Source organism: Agromyces sp. NPDC052230 (genome assembly GCF_040679595.1).
Lineage (GTDB): Bacteria > Actinomycetota > Actinomycetes > Actinomycetales > Microbacteriaceae > Agromyces.
On sequence record NZ_JBFAVC010000004.1, the window covers coordinates 142891 to 157788 of the forward strand.

The window sequence follows — 14898 nt, forward strand, 5'->3', positions numbered from 1 at the left end:
GTCGGCGGCGGAAGGTAGCGTGGTCTCGTGAGCGTGTGGAGCGATCTGACCGGGCAGGAGCAGGCGATCGCCGTGTTCCGCGCGGCTGCCGAGTCCGCCGAGGCGTCGACCGTGACCTCGCAGCAGATGACGCACTCGTGGCTCATCACCGGCCCGCCCGGGTCGGGGCGGTCGAACCTCGCCTACGCGTTCGCCACGGCGCTCATCGCAGGATCTCCCGATGGCGACGAGGCCACCCGCATCCAGGTCGAGGCTCGCAGCCATCCCGACCTGCAGGTGCTCGCGACCGAGGGCGTCATCATCAAGCGCGACGACGTGCGCGAGATCGTGCGACGCTCGCACTACTCGCCGTCGGTCGGCCGCCACCGCGTGATCATCGTCGAGGACGCCGACCGCATGACCGAGCAGACGTCGAACTTCCTGCTCAAGGAGCTCGAGGAGCCGCCGACGCGCACGGTCTGGATCCTCTGCGCGCCGAGCGAGGCCGACCTCATCCCCACCATCCGCTCGCGCGTGCGTACCGTGCGACTGCAGATGCCCTCGGTGGCCGAGGTGGCCGCGCTCCTCGAGCGGCGTGACGGCATCGAACCCGCACTCGCCGAGCGTTCGGCACGCGAGGCGCAGTGCCACATCGGCATGGCGCATCGGCTCGCCACGAGCGAGGAGGCCCGGCTGCGCCGTGCCGAGACCCTGCGCCTCGCCCTCACCGTGCGATCGGCGGCCACCGCCGTCGCCACCGCGGCGCGCTTCCTCGAGATCGCCGGCGACGACGCCAAGGCCATCACCGAGCTGCGCGACGCCGAGGAGCGTGCGCACGCCCTGCATTCGCTGGGCCTCGCGCCCGGGCAGGCCGTGCCCGCCGCACTTCGGCCCCAGCTGAAGGCGCTCGAAGACGACCAGAAGCGCCGGGCCACGAGGAGCCTCCGCGACGGCATCGACCGGATCCTCGTCGACCTGGCGTCGCTCTACCGCGACATCCTGCTCATCCAGCTCGACGCGCGCGTCGACCTCGTGAACCGCGAACTCGAACCCGACATGCGCCGGGCCGCGGCATCCGCGGTGCCTGCAACGACGCTCGCGACGCTCGACGCCATCCAGATCGCGCGCGAGCGAATCGACGGCAACGTGCAACCGGCGCTCGCGCTCGAGGCGATGCTCGTGACCGCGATCCGCACCACCACGACCGAACGGGGGGCCGCATGACCGGCGCACGAATGAGCACGACGACCCGGCGGATGCCCCGACGCATCCGCTCCGGCGTCGTCGCCGGCGTGCTGGTCGCGCTCCTGGCCCTCACGGGCTGCATGCCGACGTTCCTGAATCCCACGAATCCGCGGTCGACGCCGACCGGTGAGGACGTCGAGGAGGCGCTCCGCCCGTTCTACACGCAGGTGCTCGAGTGGGAGCCGTGCGGCGACGGCCTCGGCTGCGCCACCGCATCGGCGCCCCTCGACTGGGACGATCCCGAACGTGGCGAGATCGAGCTCGCGCTCGTGCGGCACGTCGCGAGCGGCGACCGGCTCGGCTCGCTGCTCGTGAATCCCGGCGGCCCAGGCGGCTCAGGGTACGAGTTCATCGCCGAATCGCTCGAGTACGCGGTGGGGGAGCCGCTGCAGGAGCGATTCGACGTGGTCGGCTTCGACCCTCGGGGCGTCGGGCGGTCCTCGGCCGTCACCTGCTACGACGCCGAGCAGATGGACGAATTCCTCTACGGCATCGTGCCGGCGGAGCGCGGCAGCGACGAGTGGGTCGAAGCCGTCGGAGCAGGCAACGCCGAGTTCGGCCGTGCGTGCGCCGAACGCACGGGCGAGCTCCTCGGCGAGGTCGACACCGTGAGCGCGGCGCGCGACCTCGATCTGCTGCGGGCCATCCTCGGCGACGAGCAGCTCACCTACCTCGGCTACTCGTACGGCACGTTCCTCGGCGCCACCTACGCCGACCTGTATCCCGAGAAGGTGGGCCGGCTCGTGCTCGACGGGGCGATCGATCCGTCGGCCAGCGACGCCGAGGTCACCGAGGCGCAGGCGATCGGGTTCGAGCAGGCGCTGCACGCCTACCTCGAGGACTGCCTGTCGGCGTCCGAGTGCCCGTTCGACGGCACGGCCGATGAGGGCATGGCCGAGGTTGGCCGCCTGCTCGCCTCGGTCGACGCGAGCCCGCTGCGCGGCACCGACGGCCGGATGGTCGGCGCCGACACGCTCCTGACCGCCATCATCTACCCGCTCTACAGCCCCGGCTCCTGGCCGTATCTCAGCGAGATGCTCGAGTCCGTGATGTTCGGCGAGGCCGATTACGCACTCTCGTTCGCCGACGGCTACAACGGGCGCAACGAGGACGGCACCTATCGCGACAACTCCACGGAGTCGTTCCGGGCGATCAACTGCCTCGACTACACGTACCAGTCCGATGTCGGCGTCATGCGCGACAAGGCCGCATCCGTCGCCGAGGCCGCACCGGTCATCGGGCCGTACTTCGGGTTCGGCGACCTGTCGTGCGTGAACTGGCCGCACCAGAGCGACCGTCAGCGTGCGCCGATCCGCGCTGAAGGGGCTGGGCCGATCCTCGTGATCGGCACCACCGGCGACCCCGCGACCCCCTACGACTGGGCGGTCGAACTCGCCGACCAGCTCGAGAGGGGGGTGCTCGTGAGCTATGACGGCGAGGGCCACACGGCCTACAACAAGTCCAACGCGTGCGTCGACGAGACCGTCGAGGCGTTCCTCATCGAGGGCACCGTACCCGAGAAGGATCCCCGCTGCTGACGTGATCGAGCGGGTCAGCCTGCGCCCTCGCCGGGGCGCACGAGTCCCGACTCGTAGGCCAGTATCGCGATCTGAACGCGGTCGTGCGCGCCGAGCTTGCCGAGGAGGCGCGAGACGTAGGTCTTCACGGTCGACTCGCTGAGGAACAGCGTCCGACCGATCTCCGCATTGGAGCGTCCGCGAGCGACGAGGCGCGCGATCTCGAGCTCTCGCTCCGTGAGGTCGGAGAGGCGAGCATCGGCGTTGACCCCCGGCCCACCGGGCGCGGCGGCGAAGCGGTCGAGCAGGCGAGCCGTGAGCGGGGGCGCGAGCATCGCCTCACCGCGGGCGACCACGCCGACGGCGTGCACGAGGTCGGCCGGCGGCGCGTCCTTGAGCATGAAGCCGGATGCCCCGGCGCGAACGGCGGCGTAGACGTATTCGTCGTCGTCGAAGGTCGTGAGCGCGAGCACTCGGGGCGGATCGTCGGTGGCGACGATCCTTCGGGTCGCCTCGATCCCGTCCATGAGCGGCATCCGGATGTCCATGAGCACCACGTCGGGAGCGGTGTCGGCCACGATCGCGACCCCGATCTCGCCGTTCTCGGCCTCACCGACGACTTCGAGGCCGGCTCGCTCGAGAATGAGCCGGAATCCAGCCCGGACGAGCTCCTGGTCGTCAATCAGGACGAGCCGGATACCGCCGCCGTCGCCGGCGGTCATGAGACGACTCCTACCGGCACCACGGCGTGGACGCGCCAGCCGCCCTGTTCCTGCCCCGTCTCGAGGGTCCCGCCGTAGAGCGCGACGCGTTCGCGCATGCCGAGCAGGCCGTGACCGGTCGTGGCCGGCGCGTCGAAACTCGTGTGCCCGTCATCCGTCACCGTGATCAGCACCTCACCGTCGCGACGCCGGACCGAGACGTTCGCCGCCGTGGCACGCGTGTGCCGCCGGATGTTGGTGAGGGACTCCTGCACTACCCGATACACCACCAGCTGCCGACCTGCCGAGAGTTCGAACGCGTCGTCGTCGACGGTGTACTCGACCTGGAGTCCGTCGGCTCGCGCCTGATCGATGAGTTCGGGAATTCGCGTGATGCCGGGTTGCGGCGAGAGGTCGGGCCGATCCTCCCGCAGCAGTGACACGACGCGGCGGATCTCGGCGAGCGATTCGCTGCCGGTGGCGCGGATCGCCTCCAGGGCTCGTCGTGCGGTCTCGGGGTCCTCGTCGACCACCTGCGCGGCCGCGCCCGCCTGTACGACCATGACGCTCAGCGAGTGGCCGAGGATGTCGTGCAGCTCGCGGGCGATCCGGGTTCGCTCCTCGGCGACGGCGCGAAGGGAGGCCCGTTCGGCCTCCGCCTCGGCTGCGGCCGCACGCAGCGCGGCATCCACGGCCCGACGCTCCGAGAGGCGGAGCCCGAAGCCGACCAGGAACACCGCGATGGTCACGCCCCAGTGGAAGAGGATCTCGCTCGGCTCCTGCAGTTCCGGGATGAAGAGGTCCCCGAGGAGGATGGTCGCGAGCACGGAGCCGCACACGATTGCCGCCACCCTGACGGTGCCGTGGCGGACGCCGCTGTAGAGCGCGAGCATCAGCGGCACCAACCCGCCGAAGAACAGGACCTGCGGATGTCCGTCGCTGGCGATCGTGGCGATGATCCAGGCGAGCGGCACGCCGGCCAACAGCCCGGTCCGCGTTCGTCGCAGCGCGATCAGCGCCGCGGACACGAGGATGACGACCGAGCTGACGATCGGGGATCCTGTTCCTTCCACCGACTCGAACGGGACCCAGACCTCGGCGATGCCCATCAACGCCACGGTCGCGGCGAGGGCCGAGTCCTGGGCGAGGTGCCAGCGGTCGCGAGCCTCCACAATCGCAGGCTAACCGCCCGCGAGGTCCGGGGGAATCACCCGTGGTCGATCGGACGGTCCACATCCGGTGACGCGGCGGGTACCGGGGGGCGATGACGTCGACGACCACCGACTCCTACGTTCGGGTCATCCGCCGCGGACCGCCCGCGCCACATCGAAGGAGTCACCATGTCCACGTCCCGTGTCCTTCCGGCCGTCCGTCGCACGACCGTCGGAGTCTCGCTGGTGATCGGCATCGCGCTCGCTGTCATCAGTGTGCTGCTGCAGCCGAAGTTCCCCGACGATCCCACCGAGTACGTCGAGCTGATCGCCGGCTCCGCGTCGGCTCACCTCGGCCTGCAGCTGTTCGTCGCCTCGCAGGTGTTCTGGGTGGTCGGCCTCGTCGGCCTCGGCCACGCGGCGAGCCGCCGCTCGCCGGTCTTCGGGTCGCTGGGCGCGCTGTTCAGCGCGCTCGGTGCGTTCGGCCACGCCGTCTACGGCGGCGCGAACCTGGTGACCTTCGCCGTCGCCGGCTACGCCGCCGACTCCGGGGATATGGATGCGGCACGCGCCGCAATCTCGTCCACGCAGGGCGACGCCTTCATCCCGTACCTGGTCTGCGGGCTGTTCGGAACGATTCTCGGCATGATCCTCCTCGCCGTCGCCCTGATCCGCTCGCGGATCGCGCCGCTGTGGGTGCCGATCGCCCTGATCGCGTGGACGGTGGTCGAGTTCGTGCTGCCGAACTTCGTCACGGGCGTGTGGGTGATGTACACGTCGCTCGTCGTCGGAGTGGTCGCCTTCGTCGGGGCCGGCGTGGCCGTCCTGCGCGGTGGGCCTGGAGCGTGGACGACCGTGCTGGAGCGTGCGTCGAATGCCGATGCCGAGCCGTCGGTGGTGGTCAACGACGCTCGCGGAACCCGCTAATATTGTTTCTCGTGCCAGCCGAACCGCCCAGGCGAGTCCGGCGGTCACGCCGCCTTAGCTCAGTCGGCAGAGCGATTCACTCGTAATGAATAGGTCGTGGGTTCGATTCCCACAGGCGGCTCCGAAGCGAAAGCCCCGGTCATCGACCGGGGCTTTCGTGGTTTCCGAGACACCCGCTCCATGTACGCAATGCGTTCATTACGAACGCAGGACGTGCAGAGTTGCCCTGACCTGAGTTACCCTGAACGAGGTGGAATCCAAGGCAAGGGAGCCGAGATGACGCAAGGAACGGCGACGACGACATCGGTGCAGCGCGACCGCATCTTCGCGGGGGGCGAATGGATCAGCCCGGCTGCCCGCGACGAGATCGTGGTGCAGAACCCCGCAGACCTGAGCGAGGTGGGTCGCACCCCCGATGCATCCGAGCGCGACGTGGACGTCGCGGTGCACGCCGCACGGGAGGCGTTCGACCACGGTCCGTGGCCGAGGATGACCTTCGCCGAGCGCGCCGAGTGGATGTTCAAGCTCGCCGATGAGATGGAACGGCGCGGGGCCGAGACCTCCGCCCTCATCACCGACGAGATAGGCCAGCCGGTGAGGCTCTCCCGGCCGTGGGCCCAGGTCATCCCCGTGAACCACGTGCGGTACTACGCGAACATCGCGAAGACCTACGAGGAGGAGGAGGTACGGCCGAACGTCCGCCGCGAGGGCACCTCCATCATCCGCAAGGAGCCGCTCGGCGTCGCCGCGCTCATCGTGCCGTGGAACCAGCCGCAGGCCTCGACGACGCTGAAGCTCGCGCCGGCCCTCGCCGCCGGATGCACCATCGTGCTGAAACCCGCCGAGGAGACGCCCCTCGACGCGTACCACTTCGCCGAGGCCAGTCTCGCGATCGGAATGCCGCCGGGCGTGATCAACATCGTCCCGGGCGGCCGCGAGACGGGCCGGGCCCTGGTCGCGCACCCCGGCATCGACAAGGTGAGCTTCACCGGCTCTCCCGAGGCCGGAAAGCTGATCGCCGCGGCGGCCGGCGCGAGGCTCATCCCGGTCACGCTCGAGCTCGGCGGCAAGTCGGCCGCGATCGTGCTCGAGTCGGCCGACCTCGACGAGATGTTCACGAGCCTGCGCAACGCCTCATTCGACAACACCGGCCAGACGTGCGCGCTGCTCTCCCGCGTGGTCGTGCCGCGCAGCCTCTACGGCACCGTGCGCGACCGGCTCGTCGACCTCGCACGCGACCTGCGCGTGGGCGACCCCGAGGACGAGGCCACCGAGCTCGGGCCGCTCGTCTCGAAGCGCATCCACGACCGCGTCTCGGGCCTCGTCGACACGGCCCGGTCGCAGGGTGCGACGATCCTCGCGGGCGACACCACGCTGCCCGACGTCGGGTACTACTTCGCGCCGACGATCGTCGACGATGTCTCGCCCGACAGCCTCATCGCGCAGGAGGAGGTGTTCGGCCCGGTCGTCACGATCCTCCCGTACGACGGTGTGGAGCAGGCGATCGAGATCGCGAACAACTCGCGGTACGGGCTCGCCGGCGCGGTCTACGGCGACCCCGACGAAGTGCTGCCCGTCGCCCGCCGTATCCGCACGGGCTCGATCGGCCTCAATGGCTACAAGCCCGACCTCAACCACCCGTACGGCGGCTACAAGGAGTCCGGGCTCGGTCGCGAGTTCGGCCCCGAGGCGATCGGCAACTTCCAGGAGACCAAGTCGATCTGGCGCTGAGCCCTGGGGCTCCACTTCAAGCTGGTGCAGGAGAATGGGCCCCATCCTCCTGCAGAGGCGCGGGAGTCAGTCCCCGGATGCCGCGACCGCGGGCATGCTCGCGGTGTCGGCGTTGTAGCCGCGCTTGGCCTTCTGGATCTGCTCGTAGACGTGATGGCGCTGTTCGACGAATTCGGGCATCGACCGGGTCTCGAGCTGGTCCCGCTCGACGGGCAGGTTGATGTGCACGTCCTCGAGGATGATCGTCGGCGACGACGACAGGATGATGACGCGCTCGCCGAGGTACACCGACTCGTCGATGTCGTGCGTGACGAAGAGCACCGTGACGCCGAGGTCCTTCCAGATCTTGCGCAGGAGATCCTCGAGGTCGGCACGGGTCTGCGCGTCGACCGCGGCGAACGGCTCGTCCATGAGCAGGATCTCGGGTCGGTACGCGATGGCGCGGGCGATCGCCACGCGCTGCTGCATGCCGCCCGAGAGCTGCCAGGGGTAGGACCGCGGCACGTGGGAGAGGCCGACCTGCTCGAGCGCCTCCTCGACGCGTGCATGCCGCTCGGCCTTCGGCACGCCGGCAGCCCTGAGCGGCAGGTCGACGTTCTCGGCGACACGCATCCAGGGATAGAGCGAGCGGCCGTACTCCTGGAAGACGAGCGCCATGTCGCGCGGCGGCCCGTCGATCACCTTGCCGTCGAGCATGACGCGTCCGGAGGTGGCCGGCATGAGGCCGGAGATCACCTTGAGGAGCGTGGTCTTGCCCGATCCCGACGGTCCGACGAGGCAGGCGAACTCGCCCTTGCCGAGGTCGAACGTGAGGTCGCGCACCGCCTCGACGGGGCCGGCCGACGTCGTGTAGACCTTCTGCACGCCCTGCACCGAGAGCAGTACGTCGCCCTTCGGCGTGGCGCCCGTGACATCCGTGCTCACTGCTTCTCCATCTCTCGTTGACCGTAGTACCAGGCCAGCACCCGTCGTTCGACGAGGCGGAAGAGCCCGGCCATGAGGATTCCGATGAGGCCGATGATGAGGATGCCGGCCCACATCGGCCCCATCTGGAAGGTCTGCTTGAACAGCATGATGCGGTAGCCGAGCCCGTCGAGGGCGGCGTACATCTCCGACACGACCATCAGGATGATCGAGATCGGCAGGGCCAGGCGGATGCCGGTCATGATGCGCGGCAGGGCCGCGGGGAAGACGAACCAGCGGAATCGTGCCCAGCCGTGCATTCCGTACGTCCTCGTCGTGTCGGCGAGCACGGAGTCGACCGATCGCACCCCATCGATCGTGTTGAGCAGGATGGGCCACAGGCAGCCGAGGAAGATGAGGAAGATCTTCGAACTGTCGTCGATGCCGAGGATGAGCAGCAGTACCGGCAGCAGCACGGGCGGCGGTACGGCGCGGACGAACTCGAAGGCCGGGCCGGTGAGGGATCGGGCGAGGCGACTGGAGCCGATGATCAGGCCGAGCGCGACGCCGACCACGATCGCGGCTCCGAGGCCGACGGCGAGTCGGTAGAGGGAGGGGACCACCTGCTCGGCCATGAGCGGGCCGACCCAGACCGTGAAGAGGTCGGTCACCATCTGCCCGGGCTTGGGCACGAACGGATTGGTCTCGTTCATCGTGCCGAGCCACCAGACGATCACGATGACGACGGGCAGCGCGAGCGCCGCGGAGGTGACCTTCAGCGCTCTCATTTCTCCACCTCCGCTCGCACCGACGAGTGCCAGGCGAGCACCGAGTTCTCGAGGAGCCGCATGAGCAGGTTGATCGCGAGGCCGAGCACACCGGTGAGGAGGGCGAGCGCGTAGACGACCGTGACGTTCGCGGCCGACTGGTACGTCGCGATCATGGCCCCGATACCCGGCGCCTGCACGACGATCTCGATGGTGATCGCGACGACGAGGGCGATCGTGCCGCAGAGCCGCAACCCGGTCATCAGGTAGGGCAGCACGGTGGGCCAGACGACATGGCGCGCCCGCCGGAAGAACTTGAGGCCGTAGCTGCGCGCCGTGGCATCGGCGACCGGGTCGACGTCGGCGACGCCCGCGATGACGTGGATCAGGATGACCCAGAAGCACGCCCAGACGACGACGGCGATCGTGGCGGTGGGCCGCACGCCGAAGACCACGATCGCGATCGGGATGAGACCCACCGACGGGATCGGCCGAAGGAACTCGATGGTCGAGTTGGTGTACTCGCGGAGCCAGCGGCTGGAGCCGATGAGCACGCCGAGCACGATGCCGAGCACCAGCGAGATCACGAGGCCGACGCTCCAGCCGTACATGGTCATGCCGAGCGCGGTCCAGAACTCGCCGCTGCGCTGCCCGCCGAGGAGGTCGAGCACCTCGACCATCACGGTCGAGAACGGCGGGAGGTAACTGGGGTTGACGATGCCGAGCCGGGACGTGAGTTCCCAGATCGCGATGATGGCGATCACGCCCACGGCACCCAGCACGGCGTTGGACCATCGTCCGCGGAGGAACGCCGTCCGCCGTGAGCCCGCCGGGCGTGTGGCGGCGAGTGCTGCCATGCGCGTCCTCCGCTTCCAGGGTGGTCGAGGGTCGTTCTCGGCCGTGTCGCCGCGGACCCCGGTGGCGGGGTCCGCGGCGGACCGGGTCAACTGGTCGCTCACGGCTCCCAGATGAGGGTGTCGAAGTCGACCTCGTTCTTGATGTACCCGAGCTCGAGCGACCACTCGGCGATGGGCTCCACGTTCTCGACGCTGAGCTCGTACTTGCCGTAGGTCCCGAGGCGGATGCGCTCGGCGAGGGCCGGGTCGATGCCCGTGAACTCCGCGATGTTCTCGCGAAGCTCCTCGTCGTTCTCGAGGGCGTACGTGTTGGCGGCGTTGATGGTCTCGACGAGCTTCTCGTACATCTCGGGGTTCGCCTCGACCTCGGAGCGGAGGGCGTACCAGACACCCGCCACGACCGGCTCCTCGGAGAGGTACTCGAACGGGTTGGCGAGGGTGCGGAAGCCCTTCTCCTCGCGACCCAGCGTGCCGAACGGCTCACCCGCGACGAACGAGTCGATCGCGCCGCTCTCGAGCGCGGCGGGCTGGTCGGGCACGGCCATCTGCACGTACTGGACCTGCTTGGGGTCGCCGCCGTCGGCCTTGATGGCGATGTCGGCGAGGAGCTGCGTGTAGCCGCCCGGCGCGTTCACCGCGACCTTCTTGCCCTCGAGGTCCTTGGCCGACGTGAGCGGGCTGTCGGCGGTGACCAGCAGGTCGTTGATGCCGTTGTCGGGGTCTTCGGGGGTCGAGCTTGCGGCCGCGATGATCACGAGGTCGACACCGCCCTCGACGGCCTGGAACACGCCGGTCGTGCCGCCGTAGCCGATCTGCACCTGGCCCGATTGCATGGCCTGGATGATCTCGGTGGACGAACCCGCCTTCTGCAGCGTGAGGTCGAAGCCGTTCTCTTCGAAGATCCCGTTCTTCTCCGCCATGAAGACGGGACCGATGTCGGTGACGGGGATGACGCCGGCGACGACCGCCTGGGGCTCCGACGCTTCGGGCGCTCCGCCGGTCTCGGTCTCGGTCGTACCGGATGGCTGGCCGCCGCAGGCGACCAGGCCGAGCGCGAGGACCGCGCCGATCGTGCCCAGGATCGGGCGGGTGAGGGTGATTGCCATGACTGCCTCCGTTGCCAGTTGACACTGCTGTGCGCTGTTGCGCGAGTGGTGTCGCCGGCCGGACGAGCGGCCCCGGGAGGCCGCTCGTCACGTCCGATGCGACGTTGCACCGCGCTGGCGATAGTTCCACAACCGTGTTCTGTTGTCTAGAGTGATCTTGTCACAATGCGTGCAAGATGTACGCTGTGCGGTACGAATTCAAAGGAGAATCCCAGTGCCTGTGAAGACCCGAGCGGCCATCGTGCGACAGCAGCCAGCGACCGAGTTCGAGATCGTCGACCTCGAGCTCGACGACCCGCGCCAGGGGGAGATCCTGGTGAAGATGGTCGCCAGCGGGCTCTGCCACTCCGACTACCACCTCCTCACGGGCGACAGCGTCCCGCACCACCTGCCGATGGTGGGCGGCCACGAGGGCACCGGCATCGTCGAGGCGGTCGGCCCCAACACCCCCGACTGGGAGGTCGGCGAGAAGATCGTGTTCTCGTTCATCTCCAGCTGCGGCAAGTGCCGCTGGTGCGCCGAGGGCATGCAGAACCTCTGCGACCTCGGCGCCTACCTCATGCGGGGCAGCCGCTTCGATGACCTCGACAGTTACCGGCTCGCCCTGCCCGACGGCACGCCGGTGGGTCAGATGTGCGGTCTCGGCACGTTCGCCGAACGCACCGTGGTGTCGGTCGATTCCGCGGTGAAACTCCCGGACGACGCCGACCTCGAGAAGACGTGGCTGCTCGGATGCGGCGTGGGCACCGGCTGGGGCTCGGCCGTCTACCTCGCCGAGACCGCGCCCGGCGACGTGATCATCGTCATGGGTGTCGGGGGCGTCGGCATCCACGCGGTGCAGGGCGCCAGGCACGCCGGCGCGACCACGATCATCGCGGTCGACCCCGTGGAGCTGAAGCGCACCACGGCGCTCGAGGTGGGGGCCACGCACGCCTTCGACAACATCGCCGAGGCCACGGAGTTCGCCAAGAGCATCACCAACGGCCAGGGTGCCGACAAGGCGATCATCACGGTCGGCGTGGTCTCGGGTCAGGATGTCGCGGACGCGTTCTACTCGATCCGCAAGGCGGGCACCGTGGTGCTGACCGGCATCACCCCCGAGAGCGAGCGGAGCATCCCGATCCCGCCGCTCGACCTCACCCGCTACCAGAAGAAGATCATGGGTGGGATCTACGGCGGCAGCAACCCGCGTGCCGACATCCCCCGCCAGTACGCGATGTACAAGGCCGGACAGCTCAAGCTCGACGAGCTGATCTCGGCGACGTACGACCTCGACGACCTCAACCAGGGGTACACCGACCTCCTGGCGGGTCGCAACGTTCGCGGCGGCATCCTGCACCGCTGAATACGCCACGAGAAGCGTGCCACGAGAAGAGAGAAGGTCGCCATGTTCCTGACCGACGAGGAGAAGGGGATGCGCGACGGCGCCGAAGGCGAGGCGGTCGTCGCCGCGATGGACCTGCTGATCCGTTACGGCGAGGCCCTCGGTGCCGAACGGCTGGTGGAGACGCGCAACGTCGCGGGCACCATGACGCAGCCGTCGCCGGCGAAGCAGAAGCTCGTCGAGGAGGGCGGATGGGCCAGGGCCTACGCCGTCATCAACCTCGACTGCGACCGCGACATCGAGATCCCGCGCATGAAGGTGCCCACCTGCCAGCTGCAGCACGGGTTCGGTCCGGATGCCGCGGGGTTGACCGGGTACTCGCCGCAGTTCATCGAGCTGCAGGGCAGCGCCGAGTCGTACTACAGCGAACGCGGCGTGAACATCCTGGCGACGTGCACCCCGTATCAGGTGGGCAATCTGCCGGTGCGCGGCGAGCACGTGGCGTGGATGGAGTCATCCGCGGTGGTGTACGCCAACTCGGTGCTCGGCGCCCGCACCAACTGCGAGGGCGGCGCATCCACCGGCGCCGCGAGCCTCACCGGCAGGATCCCCTACTGGGGCAACCACCTGACGGAGAATCGCTTCGCCAGCCACCTGGTGCAGGCCGACGTGCCGATCGACAGCTTCCAGGAGTGGGGGATGTTCGGCTACTTCGTCGGTGAGCAGGTGGAGGAGGCGCGCCCGGCCGTGATCGGCGACCTGGGGCAGCCCGACCTCGCGGACCTCAAGCACTTCGGCGCCGCGACGGCCACCTCGGGCGGGGTGGAGTTGTACCACATCCCCGGCATCACGCCAGAGGCCCCGAGCCTCGATGCGGCCTTCGGCGGCCGTGCGGCGCCCGCGCCGATCCGGTACGGCCGGCGAGAGCGGGAGTGGGTCTACGAGACCCTGAACGCCCGGGGAACGAGCACCGATGTCGATTTCGTGCTGCTCGGCTGCCCGCACGCGTCGCTCGACCAGGTTGCGCGCATCGCGTTCCTCCTGGAGGATCGCCGGCTCCACCCGGGCACCGAGCTCTGGGTCATGACCCCGGGGGCGCTGCGCACCATGGCCGATCGCAACGGGTACACCCGCACCATCGAGCGGGCCGGTGGCCGCGTGCTCACCGATTCGTGTCCGGCCATGTCGAAGGCCGCTCCGCCCGGAACCCGCGTGTTCGCCACCGACTCGGCGAAGCAGGCGCACTACCTGCCGGCGATCCTCGGCATCGAGGCGTGGTTCGGCACCCTCGACGAGTGCATCGACGCGGCCGTCACGGGCACCTGGCGGGGCGGGCTCCGATGAACCCGGGGGAGCCGGGGCCACGGCCGGGGCCGTTGTCCGCCGCGCCGCTCGCCGAGCTGCGCGGCCGGGGCATCGTGCCCGGCGTCGTCGAGGCCGAGGCGCTCGTGACGCACGACGCCATCTCGGGCTTCGGTGGCATCGACGTCGCGACGGGCACCGTGATCGAGCCCCGCCACGAGCTGTTCGGCGTGTGCTTCACGGGCAAGGTGCTCGTCTTCCCCGGGGCCAAGGGCTCATCGGGGTGGTCGGGCTACTTCCAGAGCACCCGACTCATGGGCACGGGCCCCGCGGCGATGGTGTTCAACGTGCTCACGACGAAGGCCGTGCTCGGGGCGATCGTCACCCGCGTGCCCACCGTCGTCGAGGCCACTCCCGATCCCCTCGACGTGATCCGCACGGGCGACCTCGTGCGCGTGGACGGCGACACCGGCGTCGTGACCCTCCTTCGTCGGGCGGTGTCGGATGTCGCGCCGACCACCCCCTAGGATGGTGACGTCCTGAACGCAGAGCGTACAAATGTGGGGGTGGCGGTGACGACGGAGCGGTCGCGCGATCGCATTCAGAGCATCGAGCGCGGAGTGGAGGTGCTGCGCGCGTTCGGTGAGCGTGACGCCACGCTGAGTGTCGCGGACATCGCCACGCGCGTGAAGTTGTCGCGGCCCGTGGTGCGGCGCATCCTGCTCACCTACGAGCACCTCGGCTATGCCGTCTCGCAGAGCGGGCAGTGGAGCCTCACGCCGCGCATCCTCGAACTCGGCGCCGGGTACTTCCAGCGGTCCTCGCTGCCCGAGGTCGCCTACCCCTACATGGCCGACGTCGTCGAGGCGACCGGCGAGACCTGCAGCGTGGGCGTGCTCGACGGGATCGAGGTCATCCATGTCGCGCGTGTCGAGGACCGCCGTCCGCTGCCCGACGCCATCCGCATCGGCACGCGGCTGCCGGCCCATGCGACGGCGATCGGCAAGGTGCTGCTCGCGCACCTCTCGGAACGCGAGCTCAAGCGGTACCTCACGAAGTCCCGGCTCGAGGAGCACACCCCGAACACGCTCACCGACCCCGCCCTGCTCCGGGAGCGCCTCGACGTCGTGCGGGAGCGCGGCTACGACGTGTCGATGGAGGAGCTGCATCCCGGCCGGGTCGCCGTCGCGGTGCCCATCCTCGTCGACGACCGTGCGGTCGGCGGTCTCGCGGCGTCGTCGACGACCGTGCGTGAGACGGAGGCCACGCTGCGCGACACGGTCATGCCCGTGCTGCAGCGCGCGGCGGCCGGCATCGCGGGGGCCTACCGCAACGCCAATCCGCAGATCTTCCGCTCGCGCTGAGACCGGTTCCGAGCCGGAGGCGGG

The 14898-nt window shown here is 69.4% G+C and carries 14 protein-coding genes and 1 tRNA gene; 9 read left to right on the top strand and 6 right to left on the bottom strand.

The window, feature by feature from the left end; genetic code table 11:
* Positions 1–27: 27 nt before the first annotated feature.
* Positions 28–1203, top strand: coding sequence for a DNA polymerase III subunit delta' (locus tag AB0K73_RS10650; protein WP_360512773.1), 1176 nt, complete (start codon positions 28–30; stop codon positions 1201–1203).
* The gene (locus tag AB0K73_RS10655; protein ID WP_360512771.1) at positions 1200–2762 is read left to right on the top strand and encodes an alpha/beta hydrolase; all 1563 of its coding nucleotides are present in this window, start codon (positions 1200–1202) and stop codon (positions 2760–2762) included. Before AB0K73_RS10650 ends, AB0K73_RS10655 begins: the two co-directional genes overlap by 4 nt.
* Before the next feature lie 14 nt (positions 2763–2776).
* Here AB0K73_RS10655 and AB0K73_RS10660 read toward each other — a convergent pair whose 3' ends face one another.
* Together AB0K73_RS10660 and AB0K73_RS10665 are read right to left on the bottom strand one after the other, a co-directional pair.
* A complete protein-coding gene (locus AB0K73_RS10660) occupies positions 2777–3463 on the bottom strand; it encodes a response regulator transcription factor (RefSeq protein WP_360512769.1) in 687 nt (228 codons plus the stop codon).
* Positions 3460–4614 carry a sensor histidine kinase gene (locus tag AB0K73_RS10665; protein ID WP_360512767.1) on the bottom strand — a complete coding sequence of 385 codons (1155 nt, stop codon included), beginning with the start codon at positions 4612–4614 and terminating at the stop codon, positions 3460–3462. The genes AB0K73_RS10660 and AB0K73_RS10665 overlap by 4 nt, the downstream gene beginning before the upstream one ends.
* Before the next feature lie 168 nt (positions 4615–4782).
* On the opposite strand from AB0K73_RS10665, the gene AB0K73_RS10670 reads away from it, so the two are divergent.
* The 3 genes from AB0K73_RS10670 (at position 4783) to AB0K73_RS10680 (ending at position 7251) form a co-directional block, all read left to right on the top strand.
* On the top strand, positions 4783–5520 hold the full coding sequence (locus tag AB0K73_RS10670; protein WP_360512765.1) for a hypothetical protein: 738 nt from the start codon (positions 4783–4785) through the stop codon (positions 5518–5520).
* Between the two features lie 48 nt (positions 5521–5568).
* Positions 5569–5641, top strand: a tRNA-Thr gene (locus tag AB0K73_RS10675).
* 155 nt (positions 5642–5796) lie between these two features.
* On the top strand, positions 5797–7251 hold the full coding sequence (locus AB0K73_RS10680; protein WP_360512763.1) for an aldehyde dehydrogenase: 1455 nt from the start codon (positions 5797–5799) through the stop codon (positions 7249–7251).
* A gap of 66 nt (positions 7252–7317) precedes the next feature.
* On the opposite strand, the gene AB0K73_RS10685 is transcribed toward AB0K73_RS10680, so the two are convergent.
* The 4 genes from AB0K73_RS10685 to AB0K73_RS10700 form a co-directional block, all read right to left on the bottom strand.
* On the bottom strand, positions 7318–8175 hold the full coding sequence (locus tag AB0K73_RS10685) for an ABC transporter ATP-binding protein (protein ID WP_360512761.1): 858 nt from the start codon (positions 8173–8175) through the stop codon (positions 7318–7320).
* Positions 8172–8942, bottom strand: a complete 771-nt coding sequence (locus AB0K73_RS10690; RefSeq protein ID WP_360512758.1) for an ABC transporter permease — start codon at positions 8940–8942, stop codon at positions 8172–8174. The genes AB0K73_RS10685 and AB0K73_RS10690 overlap by 4 nt, the downstream gene beginning before the upstream one ends.
* Positions 8939–9778 carry an ABC transporter permease gene (locus tag AB0K73_RS10695; RefSeq protein ID WP_360512756.1) on the bottom strand — a complete coding sequence of 280 codons (840 nt, stop codon included), beginning with the start codon at positions 9776–9778 and terminating at the stop codon, positions 8939–8941. The genes AB0K73_RS10690 and AB0K73_RS10695 overlap by 4 nt, the downstream gene beginning before the upstream one ends.
* A 98-nt stretch (positions 9779–9876) precedes the next feature.
* A complete protein-coding gene (locus AB0K73_RS10700) occupies positions 9877–10884 on the bottom strand; it encodes an ABC transporter substrate-binding protein (protein ID WP_360512754.1) in 1008 nt (335 codons plus the stop codon).
* Between the two features lie 214 nt (positions 10885–11098).
* Here AB0K73_RS10700 and AB0K73_RS10705 point away from each other — a divergent pair, with 214 nt between their 5' ends.
* Genes AB0K73_RS10705 through AB0K73_RS10720 form a run of 4 tightly spaced genes read left to right on the top strand, consistent with a single transcriptional unit; the run spans position 11099 to position 14874 of the window.
* Positions 11099–12229: an NDMA-dependent alcohol dehydrogenase gene (locus AB0K73_RS10705; protein ID WP_360512752.1), complete on the top strand. Its 1131-nt coding sequence runs from the start codon at positions 11099–11101 to the stop codon at positions 12227–12229.
* Between the two features lie 42 nt (positions 12230–12271).
* Entirely contained in the window at positions 12272–13552 is a 1281-nt protein-coding gene (locus tag AB0K73_RS10710; RefSeq protein WP_360512750.1) for an aconitase X catalytic domain-containing protein, read from the top strand.
* Between the two features lie 32 nt (positions 13553–13584).
* Complete coding sequence (locus AB0K73_RS10715) at positions 13585–14037, top strand: DUF126 domain-containing protein (RefSeq protein ID WP_364775218.1); 453 nt, start codon at positions 13585–13587, stop codon at positions 14035–14037.
* Between the two features lie 39 nt (positions 14038–14076).
* Entirely contained in the window at positions 14077–14874 is a 798-nt protein-coding gene (locus AB0K73_RS10720) for an IclR family transcriptional regulator C-terminal domain-containing protein (RefSeq protein WP_360512745.1), read from the top strand.
* Positions 14875–14898: the final 24 nt, after the last annotated feature.

Coding starts and splice junctions, on each gene's coding strand:
- AB0K73_RS10700 (WP_360512754.1), bottom strand. CDS start 10,884: ATGGCAATCACCCTCACCCGCCCGATCCTGGGCACGATCGGCGCGGTC.
- AB0K73_RS10655 (WP_360512771.1), top strand. CDS start 1,200: ATGACCGGCGCACGAATGAGCACGACGACCCGGCGGATGCCCCGACGC.
- AB0K73_RS10660 (WP_360512769.1), bottom strand. CDS start 3,463: ATGACCGCCGGCGACGGCGGCGGTATCCGGCTCGTCCTGATTGACGAC.
- AB0K73_RS10710 (WP_360512750.1), top strand. CDS start 12,272: ATGTTCCTGACCGACGAGGAGAAGGGGATGCGCGACGGCGCCGAAGGC.
- AB0K73_RS10690 (WP_360512758.1), bottom strand. CDS start 8,942: ATGAGAGCGCTGAAGGTCACCTCCGCGGCGCTCGCGCTGCCCGTCGTC.
- AB0K73_RS10670 (WP_360512765.1), top strand. CDS start 4,783: ATGTCCACGTCCCGTGTCCTTCCGGCCGTCCGTCGCACGACCGTCGGA.
- AB0K73_RS10680 (WP_360512763.1), top strand. CDS start 5,797: ATGACGCAAGGAACGGCGACGACGACATCGGTGCAGCGCGACCGCATC.
- AB0K73_RS10695 (WP_360512756.1), bottom strand. CDS start 9,778: ATGGCAGCACTCGCCGCCACACGCCCGGCGGGCTCACGGCGGACGGCG.